This is a genomic window from Opitutus sp. sgz309028 (assembly GCF_059821195.1).
The window spans coordinates 619,441-639,502 of the sequence record NZ_JCAMRR010000004.1 but is presented as its reverse complement, the minus strand read 5'-3'; the positions used below and the strand labels follow the sequence as shown (position 1 = coordinate 639,502).

Annotated in this window: 17 protein-coding genes and 1 CRISPR repeat array; of the genes, 8 read left to right on the top strand and 9 right to left on the bottom strand. The window is 63.6% G+C overall.

Going from position 1 to position 20,062, the window contains the following annotated elements; genetic code table 11:
- Nucleotides 1-151 precede the first annotated feature (151 nt).
- Nucleotides 152-913: a CRISPR direct-repeat array (repeat unit 36 nt; unit sequence GCTGTGGCTTGCAGGGAATCGTCGAAGGGCCACGCT).
- Nucleotides 914-961: 48 nt separating this feature from the next.
- From cas2 to AC6RV7_RS18400, 6 genes are all read right to left on the bottom strand, one after another.
- A complete protein-coding gene (gene cas2, locus AC6RV7_RS18425) occupies nucleotides 962-1,267 on the bottom strand; it encodes a CRISPR-associated endonuclease Cas2 (RefSeq protein WP_500095652.1) in 306 nt (101 codons plus the stop codon).
- 41 nt (nucleotides 1,268-1,308) lie between these two features.
- Complete coding sequence (cas1, locus tag AC6RV7_RS18420; RefSeq protein WP_500095651.1) at nucleotides 1,309-2,223, bottom strand: type II CRISPR-associated endonuclease Cas1; 915 nt, start codon at nucleotides 2,221-2,223, stop codon at nucleotides 1,309-1,311.
- Nucleotides 2,216-5,593, bottom strand: a complete 3,378-nt coding sequence (gene cas9 / locus AC6RV7_RS18415; RefSeq protein WP_500095650.1) for a type II CRISPR RNA-guided endonuclease Cas9 — start codon at nucleotides 5,591-5,593, stop codon at nucleotides 2,216-2,218. Before cas9 ends, cas1 begins: the two co-directional genes overlap by 8 nt.
- 226 nt (nucleotides 5,594-5,819) lie before the next feature.
- Nucleotides 5,820-6,155, bottom strand: a complete 336-nt coding sequence (locus AC6RV7_RS18410) for a hypothetical protein (protein ID WP_500095649.1) — start codon at nucleotides 6,153-6,155, stop codon at nucleotides 5,820-5,822.
- Nucleotides 6,156-6,191: 36 nt separating this feature from the next.
- Entirely contained in the window at nucleotides 6,192-6,674 is a 483-nt protein-coding gene (locus AC6RV7_RS18405; RefSeq protein WP_500095648.1) for a Panacea domain-containing protein, read from the bottom strand.
- Nucleotides 6,675-6,808: 134 nt separating this feature from the next.
- Nucleotides 6,809-7,822: a hypothetical protein gene (locus tag AC6RV7_RS18400; RefSeq protein ID WP_500095647.1), complete on the bottom strand. Its 1,014-nt coding sequence runs from the start codon at nucleotides 7,820-7,822 to the stop codon at nucleotides 6,809-6,811.
- Between the two features lie 448 nt (nucleotides 7,823-8,270).
- Between AC6RV7_RS18400 and AC6RV7_RS18395 the strand changes: the two genes are divergently transcribed.
- From AC6RV7_RS18395 to galA, 4 genes are all read left to right on the top strand, one after another.
- Nucleotides 8,271-9,041 (top strand): helix-turn-helix transcriptional regulator, encoded by a 771-nt coding sequence (locus AC6RV7_RS18395; protein ID WP_500095646.1) that lies wholly within the window; start codon nucleotides 8,271-8,273, stop codon nucleotides 9,039-9,041.
- 101 nt (nucleotides 9,042-9,142) lie between these two features.
- Nucleotides 9,143-10,036, top strand: coding sequence for a PEP-CTERM sorting domain-containing protein (locus AC6RV7_RS18390; RefSeq protein ID WP_500095645.1), 894 nt, complete (start codon nucleotides 9,143-9,145; stop codon nucleotides 10,034-10,036).
- 52 nt (nucleotides 10,037-10,088) lie between these two features.
- On the top strand, nucleotides 10,089-11,510 hold the full coding sequence (locus AC6RV7_RS18385) for a phosphatase PAP2 family protein (RefSeq protein WP_500095644.1): 1,422 nt from the start codon (nucleotides 10,089-10,091) through the stop codon (nucleotides 11,508-11,510).
- 104 nt (nucleotides 11,511-11,614) lie between these two features.
- Nucleotides 11,615-14,506, top strand: a complete 2,892-nt coding sequence (galA, locus tag AC6RV7_RS18380) for a beta-galactosidase GalA (RefSeq protein WP_500095643.1) — start codon at nucleotides 11,615-11,617, stop codon at nucleotides 14,504-14,506.
- 52 nt (nucleotides 14,507-14,558) lie between these two features.
- On the opposite strand, the gene AC6RV7_RS18375 is transcribed toward galA, so the two are convergent.
- From AC6RV7_RS18375 to AC6RV7_RS18365, 3 genes are all read right to left on the bottom strand, one after another.
- Nucleotides 14,559-15,113, bottom strand: coding sequence for a hypothetical protein (locus AC6RV7_RS18375; protein ID WP_500095642.1), 555 nt, complete (start codon nucleotides 15,111-15,113; stop codon nucleotides 14,559-14,561).
- Nucleotides 15,114-15,520: 407 nt separating this feature from the next.
- Nucleotides 15,521-16,321, bottom strand: coding sequence for a LytR/AlgR family response regulator transcription factor (locus tag AC6RV7_RS18370; protein ID WP_500095641.1), 801 nt, complete (start codon nucleotides 16,319-16,321; stop codon nucleotides 15,521-15,523).
- Nucleotides 16,322-16,346: 25 nt separating this feature from the next.
- Nucleotides 16,347-17,435, bottom strand: a complete 1,089-nt coding sequence (locus AC6RV7_RS18365; RefSeq protein ID WP_500095640.1) for a sensor histidine kinase — start codon at nucleotides 17,433-17,435, stop codon at nucleotides 16,347-16,349.
- Nucleotides 17,436-17,612: 177 nt separating this feature from the next.
- Here AC6RV7_RS18365 and AC6RV7_RS18360 point away from each other — a divergent pair, with 177 nt between their 5' ends.
- The 4 genes from AC6RV7_RS18360 (at nucleotide 17,613) to AC6RV7_RS18345 (ending at nucleotide 19,993) form a co-directional block, all read left to right on the top strand.
- A complete protein-coding gene (locus tag AC6RV7_RS18360) occupies nucleotides 17,613-18,137 on the top strand; it encodes a cytochrome P460 family protein (protein WP_500095639.1) in 525 nt (174 codons plus the stop codon).
- Between the two features lie 205 nt (nucleotides 18,138-18,342).
- On the top strand, nucleotides 18,343-18,837 hold the full coding sequence (locus AC6RV7_RS18355; protein ID WP_500095638.1) for a DUF1643 domain-containing protein: 495 nt from the start codon (nucleotides 18,343-18,345) through the stop codon (nucleotides 18,835-18,837).
- A 107-nt stretch (nucleotides 18,838-18,944) separates the two neighbouring features.
- Nucleotides 18,945-19,385 (top strand): GlcG/HbpS family heme-binding protein, encoded by a 441-nt coding sequence (locus AC6RV7_RS18350; protein ID WP_500095637.1) that lies wholly within the window; start codon nucleotides 18,945-18,947, stop codon nucleotides 19,383-19,385.
- Between the two features lie 41 nt (nucleotides 19,386-19,426).
- Nucleotides 19,427-19,993: a dihydrofolate reductase family protein gene (locus tag AC6RV7_RS18345; protein ID WP_500095636.1), complete on the top strand. Its 567-nt coding sequence runs from the start codon at nucleotides 19,427-19,429 to the stop codon at nucleotides 19,991-19,993.
- The last annotated feature ends 69 nt before the right edge of the window (nucleotides 19,994-20,062 follow it).

Here is a 20,062-nt window from a genome sequence, read left to right as displayed (position 1 = left end):
AGAAAGCACTTGGCCAGTTTGCCGTTCTTTTTGGATCGCGGTTTTTGCCCTCAGCTAGCTGAGGGCAAAAGGAAACTACACCATAACCGATCCACACACAGAATTACTGATACCTCCCGCTCGCAAGCGCATGGAGCGCGTCTGGCGGATCGCTGTGGCTTGCAGGGAATCGTCGAAGGGCCACGCTGCCGGCGCCCTCGAGCGCGATCGTGCGCGGGCTGTGGCTTGCAGGGAATCGTCGAAGGGCCACGCTCAACGCGATGGGTGGGCTTCGCCGCCCTCAGCTGTGGCTTGCAGGGAATCGTCGAAGGGCCACGCTTCCGCGCGAGGTCGAGCGCGTGATCCGCGAGCTGTGGCTTGCAGGGAATCGTCGAAGGGCCACGCTTGCAGCGCGCTCGCGACCTGCTCGCCCTGAGCTGTGGCTTGCAGGGAATCGTCGAAGGGCCACGCTTCGTCACGCGCTACTCCCTCAGCGATCTCAGCTGTGGCTTGCAGGGAATCGTCGAAGGGCCACGCTATGCAGAACTGGAAAGGCGCACGCCCTCCCGCTGTGGCTTGCAGGGAATCGTCGAAGGGCCACGCTATGGTCGCCGACATCCTCGACACGATGGACGCTGTGGCTTGCAGGGAATCGTCGAAGGGCCACGCTCGACGCTGCGGTAAGTTCCGCCGCGGTTGCGCTGTGGCTTGCAGGGAATCGTCGAAGGGCCACGCTCCGAAGCTCTTCGGGAATCCTCCCGTTGATGCTGTGGCTTGCAGGGAATCGTCGAAGGGCCACGCTAAATGAATTGAACCAAATCCAGATTAGTCGGCTGTGGCTTGCAGGGAATCGTCGAAGGGCCACGCTGAACGCGCTCGTCACCGCGCCGCCGTCGCTGCTGTGGCTTGCAGGGAATCGTCGAAGGGCCACGCTCTTTACGCCCGAAGCACCTTGTAGGAAGGTGCTTCAGGCGTAATTCTTCTAAAAAAATAGCAGTTGCTCCGGCGGTGTTTCGTTCGATTTAGGCTTTTTTCCAATGAAGCTTCGCATCTTGGCGAACTGCTTTTCTGTGACCATCAAGAAGCGAACCTGGCCTGACTCCGGAATAGCCGGCTTCACCTCAGCGATAATCCGCTCGGCCGAGCGTTCACTTTTGCAAAAACGAGCATACACGGAAAACTGGAGCATCGAAAAGCCGACCGAGAGCAGGTGATTGCGAAATTGTGTATAGGCCCGGCGGTTCTCCGGAGTGCCTACCGGTAAATCAAACATCGAGACCAACCACATCGTCTCGTAGCTGGAGGGGAGAGCTTCAGGCCAAATCGGGATTATTCGTCCCACAGTTGTTCCAAGCCCAGCGTGTCGCGTTCACCCTCGAAAACGCGGCCGAGCCGCAGCGCAACTTGAACGGCGAGCGTCGAAGGCACCCATGCTTCCAGCCCGAAGCGGAAATCGTTTTTCACCAGCACCGCCGCAAGCCGCCGTCGTAGTGGGGCATCCATCGGCTGGACTGGCCCGGCGGCTTCCACCAAAGCGACGACCTCTGAATCGACGACGGGGCGAAGGAATTCCATGAGATCGTCGGCGAGGGGGAAGGGGTTATTGCGATGGCGGTGGTGCAGAGCAGCGCCGGGATGGAGCCCTGCTCCGCACAGGGCGCGCGCCACGATCGCCCGAAGGATGGTGTAGCCGTAGTTTAGGAGCCGGTTCTGGTCCCGCGCTTCCCGGTCGCGTATAAAGTCGTCGCCCCATAATCGCGACCAATAGTAACGCGCTGCTTGCGCCTCGTGATTGTCGGGGTCGCCGGAACGAACGGATTCGGCTAGGGCCTCTAGAACGCGAGCATCTAGATTCTGGCGACGGAGGACTGCGGCCTGGCCGGCGATCTTGGCGCGCACGATCTCCGCCCAGAGGCGTTTCCGCAGCGGTACCGACGAGTCCCACTGAGCGACGAGTCGTCGCGTGGGAGCATGATGGCCACCGAAGGGCAGAAGCATCGCCCGGGGCAGCGAGTCGTCGCCCCCGATCACGACCACGCCGCCGGCTTCGGCCAAGGCCGCAAGTGCAGCGCCGCTGATCGCGACCTGCGGATGCGCCAAAATGAGCGCAGCGATATCATGGGCGGCGATTTCGGTGCGAATGGGCTCCTGTCCGTCGAGTTCACTGTCGATCACGAGGCGCCCGGTATCCAAACGCACCCGCGCCGGACGTTCCCGAACCTCAATGATGCGGCCGTCAGTCACGCGCGAGGTGGATTTCGCCCAAAGGACCGATAACCACTTTTTCAGGCTGTGCGTCCTTCAGCGCAGAGGGCGACATACGGATTCGCTCTGAAGCTCCGAACATCTTTCGGACGGCGTCGCCGCGGGCGTCGTTGTGAAACGCGCCTTCGATGCCATTTTCACTGGCCGTGCCAATGACCACGAGGCCCTGTCTCGCCCCCCGATTCAGGCGAATTGCCTCCGATGAGCGAAGGGTGAACACCACTCGCTCCCCTGGCTTAAGCGCGTTCTCGTCTCGCAGCATTTGGGCGGGCGCGACGGGCTTCGCATCATCCGCGCGGCCCGCGATGGTGCGAGTCGCGTCGAGCAAGGTGACCGGGCGAAACTCCCAACGCGATTTTCCTTTGGCGGTCTTCGGCGGACATTCAACCACTACAACGCAAAAGTTGCCGCCGGTGAGGACATGGAGCTGCCGGTCAGGAGCCTCCGTTGAGCCGAGCGCAACGGTTGCGACATCCTTCATCGGAAGCGTCACACGTTTGATGGTGGCGCCGGTAGGCAGGCGCGGTCTGTTTTCAGGAGACGCGAACCACTTGGTGGGATCGGTTTTCTTGTCCCAAGCAGCGAGAACGGCAGAGCGGATGCGCCCATCCACGATCTTCTCAAGATCGGCAAGCTTGAGGGCATCGATAGCAACACGTTGAAATCGGCGACCGTTTTGACGGCGAGCTTGGTAGTAGGTCGCTTGATGGAGCGCCCCTGCCGCGCGTCGATTTACCCTATGCGAAACAACGATGGATTCCAACGCCTCACGGAGACTTGCGCTGAAATCCGGTGAAGGCAGTGGCAAGCGGAGCTTTCGCGGATCAACGTCACTGGCGAGAGCTGAAGAAAGCGCGGCCACGGTGGTCGGTTTGGTGAGCGCAACGACGAGCGCATCAATCGCGTGATGCCGGTGATCCGTGCGGAGCTTGTCAGCGGCGCCAGATCTCGGGCGGTCGACCGAGTCCGCAGGCAGCTTAGGAAGCCGCGGACTTTGCAGGAGAGCATCCGAGCAGGCCCAGGCTTGGCGGAGAAGTCCAGTGGCCGCGCCCGAGATGGTTTCAATGCGTCGCGTTCCGGTAGCGTCGATGGCGTCGGTGTCTTCTGCACCGAAAAGAACGGCCAGATACTCCTTGGCAAGCCGCGCAGCCCATGCGGTTTCCTGAAGATGGCGGGCCGTGAAATCGCCATAGCGAATTTTAAGTTCATTCTCGTCCCACTGGAAACGGGCGAGTTTACCCCGCGCGCCGGGCCCGGTGAAGCCTGCCACGCGGCGCAAGATGTCGGGCCATTCGGGAGAAGTTGAGAACGCGGCGTGGGGCGAGCGCTTCGCCTTGCGGGTATTCCAATCAGAGATGGCGAGCGTCTTGTTAGCGAAGCTGTTGTCGAGGGACAGGGCGCGGGGAATGATATGTTCGATCTGCACCGTGCCCGTATCGGCGAAGACCAACGACGGAGGAATCGGAGTGCCGCTGTAAGGGCAATGCCAGTTGCATTCGATGCCAAGCAGCCACTTTTCCACGTCGACTGATCTAACAGCGGCGGGGCTGGAGCGCAGGCCAAGTTCCACCAACATGGCACGGGCTTGGCTGCGCTCGCTTTCGCGGTCCTTTTGGCGCCGAGCGATTTCCTGGCGCTTCTTCGCAGGATTCTTAAGTTCGCGGGCGAACTCGATGCGGATGCGATCGGGCTTGCCGTGCTTGCGGATCAGCGCGTTCACAACCAACCGGAGCTCACGCAGCACGCGTAAAATCGAGGGATTGCGCAAGGCGTAGGGCGAGTCATGGAAGGCCTCCACCTGGCGATGGGTAGGCAGGTAGGGAGGGAGAAAATCGAGGCCTTTCTCCGCCGCCCTTTCCGCAGGCGTGCCGCCTCCGCGCATAGTCTTAAGGACGGTGGAAAGGCGTGTAGGTGCAGGTTCCGTCGTGTCGAGACGAGCGCAGAGTTCGCGGGCGGCTCTGGCGCAGAACCGACCGCGATCGGTTTCCAATGCGCGTTCGACGACTGCCTGCGCCTGGCCTTCGTCCAAGCCGTAGCGCTCGACGAGTTCCTCGCGACAACCTTCTTCGTCTTCGGCGTCGAGAAGGATTGTCACCAAACCGTCGCGCTCCGCGAGGTCGAGGGCGATCCATTTGTCACCGAGCAGCGGCGCGAGTGCGCAGTGGGTGCGATCGCCGATGAGTTTTTCGTCCGGGTCTTCGCGTTCCAAGTTGAACTCATGGAACGGCGGCTGGCTGCGGGGCAACGACGTATCAGGGACTTTAACAGCCGGTTTTTTCGCGGGGAAGCCAAGGAGCTTGCGCAGCTGGGTGAAAGAGAGGCTTTCGTGCGTGTAGAGGTAGTCGCGCACCAAAGCGCGCTGTGCGGCATCGAGCGGACGCGGCATGCGGTCGCCGTCGGGTGGGATAACTTCGAGGTCGGTGACTTTCTGAAGAATCCGGAGGCGCTGGAGCGAAGGAAGAGCGACTTCGGCGCGGGGTTCGTCTGTGTAGACTCCGCATTTTCCAATGAACTGGTCGCTGCCCTTGAGTGGTCGCTGGCTGAAGATTCGCTCCAGCAACGAGGCACGGGTAGCGTTCGTCAAGACAGCGGCATGGTGCGAAGTCTGCACGCTCAGCAGGCGCTCCACGTCAGAACGGCGATCTTCGCGGGCGGTATAGCGCCCGCGGATACGTTCACCGTCAGCTTCGGGATTCAAGCGGGCGAGGGCCGCGACTAGCGCTTCGTCCGAAGTCGCACGGAGGGCACGTGTAGAATTGATACCCGAAAATACTGCTCCGGTCTTAGCGTCTTCCTGTTTGGCTTTCGCACGCTCTTTCGCATTACTTTTAAAGCCGCGCAACTGGGCAGCGTGGTAGAGAACGCGGCCGAGTTGATACGGTGTAAGTGCGGCACCGGCGATCCCGCCGGAGAAAAGTCGGTGTAGCCAGGTGTGATGTTCGATCGTCGGAGCGGTAGACTGAGGACGCAGCGACGCGTCGAGGGTTTTGAAAAAGGCATCGCGCTCGGCGGGAGTTTCCACTGGTCCGGCAGGCAGAAGCCCGATGCGCTGGAGGTCATGTGCGAGCGCAATCAAGCGCCGGCGTCGGCGTTCACGCTGGCGCCGCATTGAACGGGCCAAACGCCTCGGCTCCGACAGCGATTTTTCTCTGCCCAAAGCCCAATCGCGCTCGCTTCCCTCACTGCCGGCAGGGAATACACGCACGCCGATGTCAACGAGCTTGAACGCATCGATGCCGGAGGTCGGCACTCGCGCTTCGTGGGTAACTGACCAGCCGATTGATCCCACACCCAAATCAAACCCCCAAATCATTTCGACTCCACTCAAAGGTGCGATGGCGAATGACATAGCCGCCATTTCGCACTTGATTATCACCAGAGGCAAGTGCATTGGTGATGCACATTCTCAGCTTCGTTAGTTGGCCCTTCGACGATTCCCTACAAGTCACAGCAAAGCTGAATAAGCTGAAAGGCTCCGCCGCCCCAAAAGGGCGGCGTCCTTGCTTAGGGCCTCCGCGTTCTCCGGATCCATCACGCCCCCGAGTCGACAAAGCTAACCTCTCTCGTCTCCGTCCTTATTCCCAATCGTGCAGCAGCGGCTGGGCGAGAATCGCGTCCGCCTCGGAGACGAGCGCCTTGTACTCGGCGCGCGTGAGGTCCGCGTAATCGCTCTTCGAATACGTCTCCATGAAGACGACATGGACCGCCTGGTCCATCTCCTTGGCCCGATAGATCAAACGATAGCCGTCGCGCTTTCCCACCGGATAACCCGGCACACGCAGACGCATCTTCCTCAGATCATGGAATCCGGGGATCGATTCGCCGTAATACGGCTGGAGCCTCAGCACCCGACACACGGTGGGGCACGCGTCGAACACCCGATGTTTCGCCTTCTTTCCGGATTGCCTCACCCGCTTCGAGCAATGGAACCGGACATCCATCGCTGCTCACAATCCGTCCGCATCCTCTTTCGCACCGTAGGCGATCAACTCCGGCGACAGCTTGCCCAGCATGTCCGCGTAATGCCAGGACGGCTCCCGATGACTCAGCTCCGAAAGCGCGACGGCGCTCTTGCGACCCAATTCGGCGCAAACCGCATCGATCAGCGCTGTTTCATCGGCACTGAAAACCGATAGATCGGCCGGCCGGGCGGATTTGACTTCGTTCAGCGTTTTATCGGCCACAATCCGCGGAGACGTGGTCACATCGCCCTTCTTTAGGAGATGCCGCAGATGCTTCTCTCCGCGGCTCGGCACCGGACCATGTTCGTATTTGATGAACTCCGAATCCGTCAGCGGCGCACCCAGCTCCCGCACCGCTTTCGCGTCGATGAAGAAAATCAGCTTCCACAGCTTGGTGAGCCCAAGGTTGCTCACTCCCGGATGTGCCCCGAGATAAACAATGAGCTCCGAAAGTTTCTCGCTCTGCACCACGCGGCGAAGGTCTTCCCTTCCTCAACAAAGCGCAAGCCACCGTTCGGAACGGACGCGCCCAGACTAAAAGTCATCGCCCCGCCACGTGCGCGAGCTTCGTCGCGCACGCGCTCCCGCGAAAGCCAGACCGTTCACCAGCGGTGCGAGATGCCGGCGAGGATGTTGTAGTCGGCGAATGCGGCACTCACCGCGTTGACGCGGCCGGCGTTCTTTTCATCCACGCTCAACCAGCGTTGGCGATAAACCGTCAGTGGCACGGACACGAACAGACTCGTCGCCCCGAACGAATACGCGAGACCCGGTTCGACCGCCAAGCTGAAGCCCGGTCGGCGGAAACCCGCCGACGAACCGATCACGTCGCGAGGCGGTTGACCTTCCAAGCGGAAACCCAGCTGGAAGCTGGTGTTCTTCGCCCCGAGCGGCTGACCCACCGAGACACCACCCCGGGCGAGAAAGTAGTCCGGCACACTCGAATCCGAGTTGGCCACGTAGGGCCCCGCGCCGCTCCACTGATTGTTCACGCCGTTCGTGCCGCGGGGATTCAGCAGGTAAGTGAACTCGCCGTAGACGAGGGAATTCGTCGACCCGATCTGGTGAAATCCTTCTGCGCCCAGAATGATGCCCAGACCGCCATCGCCCGGCTGGATCGCGAGATCCGCGGGTCCGCGTTTCCAAACGAGATTGGGTGGGTCGCCCGGGGCCGCGGTGTTCACGCGTCGATCGGTTTGCGCGTCTTCTTTTCCCGTGGGCAGCTTGAGGCCGAGGCCGAGCCGCACGTTCGCGTGCGGGTGCGTGGCGGGATCAAACATCCACCGGCGCAGCGTCACCGCGATATCGCCGATGCCCTTGGCCTTGTCGGCGCTGCCTGTGTGTGGCGGCGCCGGACTGCGATCGAAGGCGCCCACCTGGAACGGCACGCTCACCGTCAGCGACGTCCGCGTATCGAGCATGCGCGTCAACGACGCATCGTAGATTGCGCGCTTCACCCGCGGTGCATTGGCCGGCACGCGTTCTTCGTTGTCGTCGTAAAAATGCCGGTCGGCTTCGTAGAACCGGAAGGTCAATCCCACCTCCCAATGACCCGGCTCGAGGTAGCGGGTTTTGTCGTTGCCGGCAGTCATCGGTGGACTGACCCGCGTGGCCATGCAGCCTTGGCTGTGAAGTTGCGCCGGCAGGCCAGCACAAACGAGAGCCGTCAAAGCGGCGAATAACTCGGGACGACGACGCGCCCGGAGACGGAAACCTTGCATAGGTCGGGGGGTTGGGGGGTGTGGTCGTCGAAACGCGGATACGCATCGACGCGCCGCTGAGTTGGCAGTGACGACCCGTCGCGAGAAGCCCGCGGGGACATTTTGCGGGAAATCGGGGGTTAATTGCCGCGGCTTCCGGATTTCCGCAGGGTCCGCGGTCATCAACACGGATCGCAACCGCTGGCTCGAATTCCAAACGTCGAAATACCACCTCGACCGCCGCGATCTCAGCACCAGCAATCTCCGGCGGCTCAGCTCCGGTCAATAGGCCGTGTCATCCGCCACGCCGCGCTTGCCAACCCCCGCGCGCCTTCGCTTGCTCGCGCCGTCCCCCTTCAGCCCGATGAAGCGCATCGATCCCCGCCATTGGCGTCCGCTGTTCGATGCCGTTTACGAGATGAACACGGCCAAGGATCACGCCGACTTTTCGTCCGCGGTCCTGGCCGCGATGGATCGTCTCATCCCCTCCGACCTCTGCATCATGAGCGTGCTCGACCGGCGCACCGGCCAGATCACCGCGGCCATGTCGAAACCGAATCCCCACACCGAGGCGGAGCTGCAGTATTACTCGGAAAACGCCCACCTGAATCCGCTCGTCGCCTACTACGAGCGCACGGGCGAGACCCATGCGCGCCGCATGTCCGACGTGATTTCCGTTTCCGAGTTCAAGCGCCATCCCCACTACCTCAACTGCCTCGCACGCAACCGCTATCTTTACGGTCTCGTCCTCCCGGTCGCGGTCAACGCGCACACCATCGCCGCCCTTTCCTTCAACCGCGTGCGGCGCGATTTCACGCTTCGCGAGCGAACTTTGCTCGACTTGTTCGGACCGCATTTCCGCCAAGCCTGGTTGCGACACGAGCAGCCCACGCTCCAGCGCATCAACCACCCGCTTTCTCTGCGCCAGCGTTTCCGCGAACTCGGCCTCACGCTGCGTGAAGCGGATGTCCTTTTCTGGATCGCTGACGGCAAACAGAACCGCGAGATCGCCGAGATTCTCGGCCTCAGCCTCTTCACCGTGCAGGAATACGTCGGCAACATCCTGCGCAAGCTGGGCCTCCCCAACCGCCATGCGTTGACCGTGCACGCCCTCGGCCGCCTGGCCGGGAAATAAGCCTCCCCTCACGCGTGAGGGTTGAGCCCATCCGCCACGCTCGCTAAGATCGCGTCGCTGCGCCCGTCGGATTTCGCCGGCGCCCCAGCCACACACCGTCCATGCGAACCACTCCCGCCTTCCGTGGGCCGACACTTCTCGGCCTCCGCCTTTTTTTGCCTGCAGCGATCCTGCTCTCGCTGCCGCTTGTGCTCCCCCACGCTCGCGCAGACGACGCCACCGCGGCGGTGGGATACACCTCGATCAATGCAGACACGGCTTCGCATTTATACCTCAGGAGCGGATGGGGGCTCAACGCCACGGAGATCTACGTCGTCCCATTTCGCATTAACACGCTGGGCAACTACTCGCTGACATCCGTCTCTTTTCTGTTCCAGAGCCAAGCCTATGGGGGCGACCCCGATACCTCTGGGGGCAATGAGCATGGCGGTGGCCCGCCCCCGGGCGATGGCAGCTCGGAGGGCGACCCCGTAGATTCCGTGTATCCCGGTGCGAGTGAGCTTTCGGTTCAGGTGTTTTCGAGCCTCCCCGACAGTCTCACGCTGCCGACCTCGCTGGTCACTTTTGCCGACTTCGAAGGCTACCCAAACGGTGGAGGTAACGTAACGCTCACGCCCCTGTCCTCGCCCACGCTGAACGCGGACACGACCTACTACCTGTCCATCTACAAACCGATCAACCCTTACTCCTCCATCTTGTGGGGTATGCCTGTGTGGTCCGGCGACCCCGTGGACGGTCCCGCACTCGACTACATCGCCGGCCTCTACGACAATGGCACGCAGCTCCCATTTTATAAAGTCACGGCGGACGGGGTCACCGGTCACTACGGCGTCATCGGCGGGTTCTCGCTGACTGCCACCGCAGTTTCCGCCGTCCCCGAACCCGCAACCGCCGCGGTGATCCTCGGTGGGAGCGTGGCCGCCGCCGCCCTATGGGTGCGGCGACGCCGGAAAAATGTTGCCGCCCCCCGCGAATCGTCCCCGCCCCAGCCCTGATCGAACCGCCGACGCGCCTCACCGCCACGCCCCGTATCGATCCCGATCTGAGGTGAGCGTCCCCGTCACCGCTCCTGCGCACCTCCGATCGCTCCGGCGTTGGCCGGCCGAGTGGTTCTTCGCCGCGGCATTCGCCGCCGTCGGCGGGTGGGTTTATCTCCGCACGCCCATCATTTGGACCCCTTTCGAGGTGGCGTTTTACCGCGCCCTCGCACTCGCCTTCGTCTCAGGCTTCGTCGTCATGATCGCCGTCGCCTATGGCGAATCGCTGCTCCGCAATATCCCCGCCACCGAGCGCTGCAGGTGGACGTGGATCGCGAGCGCGCTCGCCCTACTCGCGACGCTCGGCCTGTTTTTCCTGATCGATACCCGCGCCCCCGCGCACAACCGCTTGCTCGAAGCCACAGCGCTCAGCACGACGTTCGTCGCACTCGGGCTGACGTTTTTCCTTCCTGTGGCCGGTCTCGTTCGATCGCGTGATGTCGCCAGCGCGCTCACCCAAGGGCTCTCTCTGTGGGCCCCCTTCTTGGTCTATCACGCCTTCGCCGGCTTCTGCCTCACCGCCATTCAACTCGCCACGCCGCTCGTGTGGGATCCCGTGCTGCTGCGAATGGACCTTTCGCTCGGTTTCAATCCCAGCCAGATCGCGCACGCCTGGCACTATCGGGCCCCGTGGATTAGCCAGTTTAGCTACATCGGCTACGCGCTGCTTGGGCTCATGATCGCCCTCGTCATCGCGCGGCTACAAATCGCGCGCGCTTGGGCTCACGCGCGACGCGCCCTCCTCGCCAGTTTCCTCGTCGGTGTGCTCGGTCTCGGCTGCTACCGACTCGTTCCCGCCATCGGCCCGATCTACGCCTTCCCCGCTCTCTACCGCGACCTCGATTCGCGTTTTCACCGGTTCGCAGCGGGCATCGCGCTTGAAGAGGCGCTCACCGGTCCCGACCGCATTCGGGGAGCGACCCGCCGGCTCCGCAACGCCATGCCTTCGCTGCACACCGCGTGGACCCTCGTTTCGCTCGCTTCCGCGTGGCACTGGCGCCGCCGCTTCTTCTGGTGGTGCCTGCCCCTCGGTTTCCTGCAAATCGCCACCACGCTGACGCTCGGTTATCACTACCTCGTCGACCTCCTCGCCGCCGTCCCGCTCGCCGTCTTCTGCTGGTGGATCGCCGATCGCGCTATCCGTCTCACCCCGCGACCCACCGACGGACCGCTCCCTGCCACCGTCCCCAGCCGCTGGCTCCCCATTTCTCTTCTCGTTTCCGTTGGCGCTCTCCTCGCCTGGTCTGCACTCGCTCCGCTCCCGGCATGGATCGCATGGTTCCTCGCCGCGCTGGTCGTCGTCGCCCCCGGTTACCCCGCTCTCGCCGGATTCTGCATGGCCTCGCTACCGCACGGAAAATCGCTCACTTTTCCCGCCCACACGGAGGTGACTCCAGCACCACCCCCATCTCCCGATTCACCGCCCGCGTAACTGAAATCTCGGTACGCCCCGCCGGAATCTCCGCCTCCGCGGCGTTTTTCGGGTAAACGCGATTTTCGGTCGGATTCGGCTGCGAGAGGGCGATACCGGGTTTGATGCCACCCAGCGACGCCGAGTTGCTCCACGGCTACACCTTTGGCTCGCCGGATCGGCTCGATTTTTCGCTAAATCACCGCTTCAATCGCGGCATGAACCGTGCCCTGCCCCGCCCTGCGCGCGCGTCCGTCTTCGCGTGCTTCGTCCTCCTCTTCGCCGCTTTCCTGCTGGGTTCCGCCCATGCCGCCGACCGCCCCAGCTCGCCGCGCGAGCGCATTCGCCTCGATACCGGCTGGCGTTTCGCGCTCGGTCACGCGACCGATCACGCGAAAGATTTCAATCACGGCACCGGCTATTTCTCGTATCTCGCGAAAACCGGTTTTGGCGATGGCCCCGCCGCCGTGTCGTTCGACGATCGCGGCTGGCGCACCGTCAACGTCCCACACGATTGGGCGGTCGAGCTGCCGTTCGATCCGCGCGGCACCGCGAGCCATGGTTTCAAAGCCCTCGGGCGCCTGTTTCCCGAAAACAGCGTCGGCTGGTATCGGCGCACGTTCAGCATTCCCGAATCCGACAAGGGCCGCCGCCTCCGGCTCGATCTCGACGGCGTATATCGCAACGCCCGCGTCTTCGTGAACGGCTTCTTTGTCGGCGAGGAGCCGAGCGGCTACGTCGACGCGAGCTACGACATTTCCGAATACCTCAATTACGGCGGCGAAAACCTCATCGCCGTCCGCGTCGACGCGTCGATGGAGGAAGGCTGGTTCTACGAAGGCGCGGGCATTTACCGTCACGTCTGGCTCGTGAAAACCGATCCGCTCCACGTCGCGCTCCACGGCACGTGGGTGCGCACCGACGTCGCGAACGATTTTGCCGCCGCCGACGTGATCGTCGAAACGCGCGTCAATAATCACGGCCGCGCCGCCGCCCGCTACACGGTCGAACAGGAGATCCTCGGCCCCGACGGCCAGCGCCTCGCGCACACGCAAACCTCCGCGCCCGAGCTCGGCGCCGGCGGACTCGCCACGTTGACCGACACGCTTCACCTCGCACACCCGCAGCTCTGGTCGATCGAGACGCCGACGCTGCACAAGCTCGTGACCACGCTGCGGCGCGGCGACGAGGTCGTTGACCGTTACGAGACGACGTTCGGAGTTCGCACGATCCGCTTCGACCCAAACGAAGGCTTCTTCCTCAACGGCCAGCATGTCGTCCTCAAAGGCACGAATAACCACCAGGACCACGCCGGCGTCGGTGTGGCGATTCCGGATGCCTTGCAGGAATTCCGCGTCCGCAAGCTGAAGGAAATGGGCGGCAACATCTATCGGGCGTCGCACAACCCCGCCACGCGCGAGTTGCTCGAAGCCTGCGACCGGCTCGGCCTGCTGGTGATCGACGAAAACCGGTTGATGGGCATCAACCCGTATCACCTCGGCCAGCTCGAGCGCATGATCCGCCGCGACCGCAATCACCCGAGCATCGTGCTCTGGTCGATCGGCAACGAGGAATGGGGCATCGAAGGTAACATCAAGGGCGCCCAGATCACCGTGCCGATGCAGGATTTCGTGCACCGGCTCGACCCGACGCGCCGCGTCACCGCCGCGATCAGCGGCGGCTGGGGCGGCATCTCGTCGAAGATCGAAGTCGCCGGCGTGAACTACGTCATGCAGGCCAACGTGGACAAACAGCACGCCGAGTATCCCGAGCAGATCCTCCTCGGCACCGAGGAAACCACGACGCAGCAGACGCGCGGCATCTATTTCACCGACGCGAAAAACGCTCACCTCGCGCCGCAGGAGGACGGCTCCTCGCGCGGCAACTGCGAGTTCGGCTGGAACTACTACCTCGCCCGCCCCTGGGCCGCCGGCGTGATCTACTGGACCGGTTTCGATTACCGCGGCGAACCGACGCCGTTCGGCTGGCCCGCGATCGGCTCGCAGTTCGGCATCCTCGACCAGTGCGGTTTCCCGAAGGACAGCTTCTATTATCTGCAATCCTGGTGGACGAATGAAACCGTGCTCCACCTCCTGCCGCATTGGAACTGGCCCGGCCGCGAAGGCGAAACGCTCGAAGTCCGCGCGCACAGCAATTGCGAGGAGGTCGAGCTGTTCCTCAATGGCGCATCGCTCGGCCGGAAGAAGATGGAACCCAACGGCCATCTGTCCTGGAATGTCGAATACAAGCCCGGCACGCTGCTCGCCCGCGGCTACCGCGGCGGAAAAGAAATCGCCACGACTCGCGTCGAAACCACCGGCGCGCCTGCGGCGGTAACGCTGGCGCCCGACCGCACGAAACTCGCCGCCGATGGCCGCGACGTGTCCGTGATCGCGGTCGAAGCCCGCGATGCGCAGGGCCGTCTCGTGCCGACCGGCGCGGTGCCGGTGACGTTCACCGTCCGCGGCCCCGGCCGCATCATCGGCGTCGGCAACGGCGATCCCTCGTCGCACGAGCCGGATGTTTATCTGCCCAGCGTGCGCACCGTAAACCTCGGCACGTGGGAAGCGCCCGACGGTTCCGTGAAGACCGGACAAAACGTATTCGAGGCGACCTTCGACGCCCCCGCGCTCGCCGCTGGAGAAACCGCAACGCTCCTCCTCAACGCGCTCGGCACGAATCAAACCGCGACGCTCAACGGCCAGCCGTTGCACCAGAACGCCACGCCCGAAAAAGCCCGCAGCACGCTCACAATTGATGTCTCCACGCTGCGGAAAACGGGCAACGTCCTGCGCATCGATGCGACGCGTTACGAAGACTGGGGCAAACGCGACAGCTTGAAACAAGTCTGGCCCGCGATCCTGCGGATCGACACGCCCGCCCCCGCGTGGCAGCGCACGACCTTCAACGGTCTCGCGCAGGTCATCGTCCAGTCCATCGGCGAGGCGGGCGAGATCACACTCGAGGCGACGAGCCCCAACCTATCCCCCGCCCGGCTCGAACTCGCGACGCACTAGCGAGCGGCGTTTTTCCCGCAGTTTGAAGGTGGAGTGCGTTGTCCCCAACGCGCTATTGGACGGCCGCCTTCACTCGCCCGGCATCGGATCTCGATGACGCGTGCGCCAACGCGATCGCCCGTTTGGTCCGCCACGAGAAAAACCAGAAGCTCACCGAAATCGGCAGCCCCACGAGCAGGATGTGAAACAGCAGCCCACCCCGCAGCCCCTCCACCGTAAATGGGCCGACCGGGAACGGCACCGCCGACAGCGGCAGCACGATCAAATTCATCACTAGATAGACGGCGACGCCGCAGATCGCGCCGCCGAGGAGAAAGCGATCTTCCAAACCTTGTAGCCGCCGGCTCGCCAGCCCGTAAATCGCGGCCGCGGCCAGCGCGATGAGGAAATGCAGCGCCAGCCCCAGAATCCAGATCGCCGCCCCGCCACCACCCGCTTGAGGAAAGGCTTTCGAACCCAGCAGCCCGCTGGCGATGCCATAGCACATTTCCCAACCGAAAGCGTGAAACGCGGAGGCGCCATCGAGCGCGCCGGCAAGAAGGCCGCCTGTCACCAAGGCTGGTAACAAGGGCGTCGACGAGGAGTGGGTAGTATTCGCGGTGGTCATCGGCGCGCACTCTGCCGTGGCGCCGCATGGACAAAAGTTTCCTGCGGCCAATGCTGATTGCTCGTCGGCAAAAGGTGAAATTTCACGGCCAACGCGGCGACCGCGCGCAGCCCGCAACATCAACGTGCGGCTCCATCGCCACCGTTTTCTTCGCGGAGGAAAACCCGTGGGTTCGCGGCCGGCGCCGCCGCGAACGTGGAGAAGAACCCCCGCATCGCCGCGCAATAAAACTGGCAGCCTTCCACGTCGACCTCGGTTCTCGCGTTTCGACCCGACGGTTTTGCCATGTCGCCCCGCCCCCGCGCCGCCGCCTTTGTCTCCGTCTCGCCAATCGTCCCGAAAGATTTCATCCGCGCACTCTCGCGCCCGACCGCATCGGCTCGAAAGCGTTCTGCGACGAAACCTGATTACGCGCTGCCGAAGCCCGAACCGGCGCGCCCAACCGTTCCGCCCGTCGCGCGTTCCTGAATCTCCCGCAGGCAACTGTAGCTCGCGTCGAGGCGCGTCCCATTTCTCATCACGACCACCGACGTCCCACGGGACAGCGGCCGGAATTCCTTCACGCGCGCCAGGTTGACGAGGCGCGAGCGATGAATGCGGGCGAAGCCGGCGGACGCCAGGCGTCGCTCGATCTCCGTCAACTTCATCCGCGTGAAGTGACTCTCGTTCGCGGTGTGGATGCGCACGTAGTCGCCATCCGCTTCCACCCACTCGATGTCCGCGGGCTGCAGCACGAGCACGCGATCGTCGCGCCGCACGAAGAGGCACCCGACGTCCGCCGGCCGCGGCGCACCGCCCAGGAGTTCCGCCAGCCGCGCCAGGTGCTCGTGACGTGCGGCATCACCGCGAATGCACAGGCGCGCGCGCTCCAGCGCCTGTTCCACGCGGGCTTCGCCGAACGGTTTCAACACGTAGTCGAGCGCCTGCGCATCGAAGGCTCGCAATGCGAATTCGTCGAACGCGGTCACGAAAATCACCACCGGCATCCGGCCGCCGCGGAGGGCCTGCAGCACCTCGAAGCCGTCCATCCCGGGCATCTGCACGTCGAGAAACAACACATCCGGCTCGTGCCGGCGCACCGCCGCCACCGCGGTCGCGCCGTCCGGGCATTCGGCGACGATCTCCACATCGTCGGCGCGGGCCAGCAGGCGCGAGAGCCGCCGCAACGCCACCGGCTCGTCGTCCACTGTGATCGTCCGTAATTTCATCGTGCCGTTCCCCCGGTGGTTTCGTTCAAACCTGCCACGGTAACGCCAGCGAAGCGACCACGCCGCCTTCATGGGTCAACTGGAAACGGGCGCGGTCGCCGTAAAGCCGCGCCAGCCGCGCTCGCGTATTGCTGATGCCGATACCACTACGCGTGTCGTCGTCGTTCGGCTGGAATCCGGGACCGTTGTCGCGCACCTCGAGCCGGAGTTGGGCGTCGACCCGCGACGCCGCGATTTCCAGGCGGCCGCCGCGCGACGAGACGGCGATGCCGTGGCGCACCGCGTTTTCGACGAGCGGTTGAAGGATCAGGCTCGGCACGCGCGCGCCGAGCACCGCCGGATCGATTTTCCAAATCAGCTCCAAGCGCTCGCCGAGCCGCGTCTGCTCGATCGCGAGATAACTCCGGATGAAGTCCAGCTCCTCGGCGAGCGGGACTTCGACCGCCTGAGTCTTGAGCGACTTCCGGAGCAGTTCGCCGAGCTGCAGGACCATCTGTTCGGCGTGGCGCGGGTTTTCATGAATGAGTTCCGCGATCGAGTGCAGCGTGTTGAACAGAAAATGCGGATTCAGCTGACTGCGCAGCGCGTCCAGTTGCGCCTGCTGCAGCATCGCGCCCAACTCCGCGGACTTGAGCCGGCTCTCCTTCGCCTCGCGGTAGTTCGTCACCGCATTCCACGCCACGACCGTGCACGCGAAGATCACGACCGACGCCGTGATCAGGTGCATGAACAACCCGCGGTATTCCGGCCAGAACGCCGGCGGCGCCGTTTCCACCCAAGCCCACGTCCACGCAAGATTCCAGGCGCCAAGTCGGAAGATCACGTAGATCAACGGCAGCAGCACGACGGTCAGCGCAGTGCCGATGGACAGCCCCACCAAGTAACGCGGCCAGCGGGGCGGACCCTCATGCAGCCAGCGGCACAAGCGGAAGATCGGCGGGAGCAGGACGACCCACGAGAGCCAGTAAACCGTTTCCCGGCCGAGCGCCGTGCTCCAGTCGAGAGTCGGATTGTTCAACAGCGACTCCACGCCTCCGACCAGCGAGAAGATCGTAGGCAGCGCGACGTAAGCGAGAGCCAGCGATACGCGCGGCCAGCGGGTGAACGGGTTCACGGGCTCGCAGTGTAAGCGGGGTGTCAAGCCAGCCGCCGCTCCAAACCGCGTCCGAGCCACCTGGAATGGAACGCGCACGCAGGTTTCGCCGCCGCTGAATCGCCTTTCGATCCCTCGGATGCGGCTCCGGTCGCATTTCCATCGAGCGCGCCCGCGCGTGAGCGTTGGTTCTCACCGATGAACTTGCGACTTCTGCTGTGTTTTATCCCCCTCGCCTTTCTGATCGTGTCGCTCGTCGCCCGTGAGGAAAGTCCCGCACCCGAGGTGCCCTATCCGGAAGGCTACCGTAGCTGGCAGCACATCTGCAGCGCGATTTTGCCGCTGAAACAAAGTCCCTCCAACACCCCGCCGACAGGCAGCGAGACGCCAGCCGCGCCGCAGGGTTTGATTCATCATGTTTACGCAAACCCGGCGGCGGTTGACGGCTATCGCACCGGCCACTTTCCCGAAGGCGCGGTGATCGTCGCGGACTGGTTCGTGCTCGAACAGGAAGGTCCCCAGCTGGTTCAAGGACCGCGGAAATCGCTCAATGTCATGGTGCGTGATGCGCGCCATGCGGCGACGGGCGGCTGGGGCTTCGAAGATTTCGACCGCGACAGCCGCACGGTCCGCAACGTTGGCGCGCGCGCCGCGACGATGTGTTTCGAATGCCACACCCGTGCCAAGGCTCGCGAGCATGTCTTCAGCGAGCTGAAGCCCTGACAAGTCGCACGCCGCGGCGCGAGGCGGCTCGTGCCGCGCGAATCGAACTGTGCTTGCGCCAGCATTCATCGCAGCGCCGAGCGCGTTTTTTTTCCGCTTCGCGTTTCTTCGCGGCTCTTCGCGGTTCGTTTTTCCGGTTTCGATTTCCCTCGGGCCACGGAGTTTCGCTCGCGGGCGTTCGCCGTTGCGGCTTCGCTCGTCGGGCATGGACAACGTCTGCTCGTTTTCGCCGGATCGGAAGCACCGTTATTCCCTCGTGCACCGTTGGAATCCACTCTTCGGCGACCGGCTGATCCTGTGGATCGGGCTCAACCCTTCGACGGCAGACGAGGCGCAGCTCGATCCCACGCTCACGCGCATCCGCAGCTTCTCGCAGCGCGAAGGCTACGACGGCTTCTGGATGGCGAATCTCTTTGGCCTGCGCACGCCGTATCCGAAAGAGATGATGGCTGCGCCCGATCCGGTCGGCCCGGACAACGACGCGGCGCTGCTCGAGGCTGCCGAGCGTTGCGAACAGATCGTCGCCGCCTGGGGCGTGAGCGGGGAGTTTCAGGCGCGCGCCGATGCGGTCGTGCGTCTGTTTGCCGGCCGGGAGTTGTGGTGTCTCGGCATGACACAGGACGGCCATCCGCGGCATCCGCTTTATGTCGCGGCCGGCCAGCCGCTGATTCGTTGGAAGCCCGTATTACTGGCGCCCTGACGGCCAAGGCGTCGTGCCGCACATCGCTGCGAATGAAAGCGACCGGCGCGCAGCTTCGGTTGAAGGAACGCGCCGATTCTTCAACGTTCTCCGCTCAACCCTCCACCATGGCCCCGCTCACCCTTTCCCTCGCCGACCAGATTATTAACGCCGCCATCGCCCAAGGGCGGAGCTTGAGGCTTTCGGCGCTGGCGATCGCCATGCTCGACGCCGGCGGACATCTGATCGCGTTCAAACGCGAGGACGGAGCGGGTTTCTTCCGCTTCGATATCGCTTATGGAAAGGCTTGGGGCGCGCTTGGCTTGGGCTTCGGCAGCCGCGAACTGGCGGACCGGGCGGCAAAGCTCCCCTCGCTTTACGCCTCGTTCACCGCCGCAAGTCAGGGCCGGGTGATTCCTTCTCCCGGTGGCGTGCTGATCGCCGACCGCGACGGCAACGTGATCGGAGCAGTCGGCGTTTCAGGCGATCTCGGCGACAACGACGAAGCCTGCGCCCTCGCGGGGATCGCCGTCGCAGGGCTGACCGCGTTTCCCGGAGCGAAAAGATGACTCGCTCCTCTTTCGCTCCCCGCCAACTCCACACCAAACATATGACCGCTCCCAAAACCCAGTTTTACGGCGCCACCAGTCTCGACGGCTTTCTCTCCACCGCTGACGACAACATCGACTGGTTGCTTCAGTTCGGCGACGTCCCGCCGAGCTACGCCCCTTTCATCGCCCAAATCGGCGCGATCGCGATGGGAGCCGCGACCTACGAATGGCTCATCGCCCACCACGTGCAGCCCGGCTCGCCGCAACCCCAGCCCTGGCCCTACGCACAACCGACGTGGGTCTTCACTCATCGCGAATTGCCCAGGGTCTCCAGCGCCGACCTCCGCTTCGTCAGCGGCGATGTCCGACCGGTGCACGCTGCCATGCGCGAACACGCCGGCGACAAGAATCTCTGGATCGTCGGCGGCGGCGAACTGGTCGGACAATTCTGCGACCACGATCTGCTCGACGAGCTGATCGTGCAGATCGCCCCCGTGACGCTTCGCACCGGCAAACCGCTGCTGCCGCGCTCGATCATCTCACCGGCTTTGAAGCTGGTGTCGGTTCAGCAGTTCGGCGCGTTTGCGGAACTCACCTACGAGGTGCCGAAAATCCGCTCGAGGTGATCTTCCAGCTCGCACCGCATTTCCTCGGTTCGATTTCAAAATTTCCGTCCTCCGCTGTCGAAAAACCGC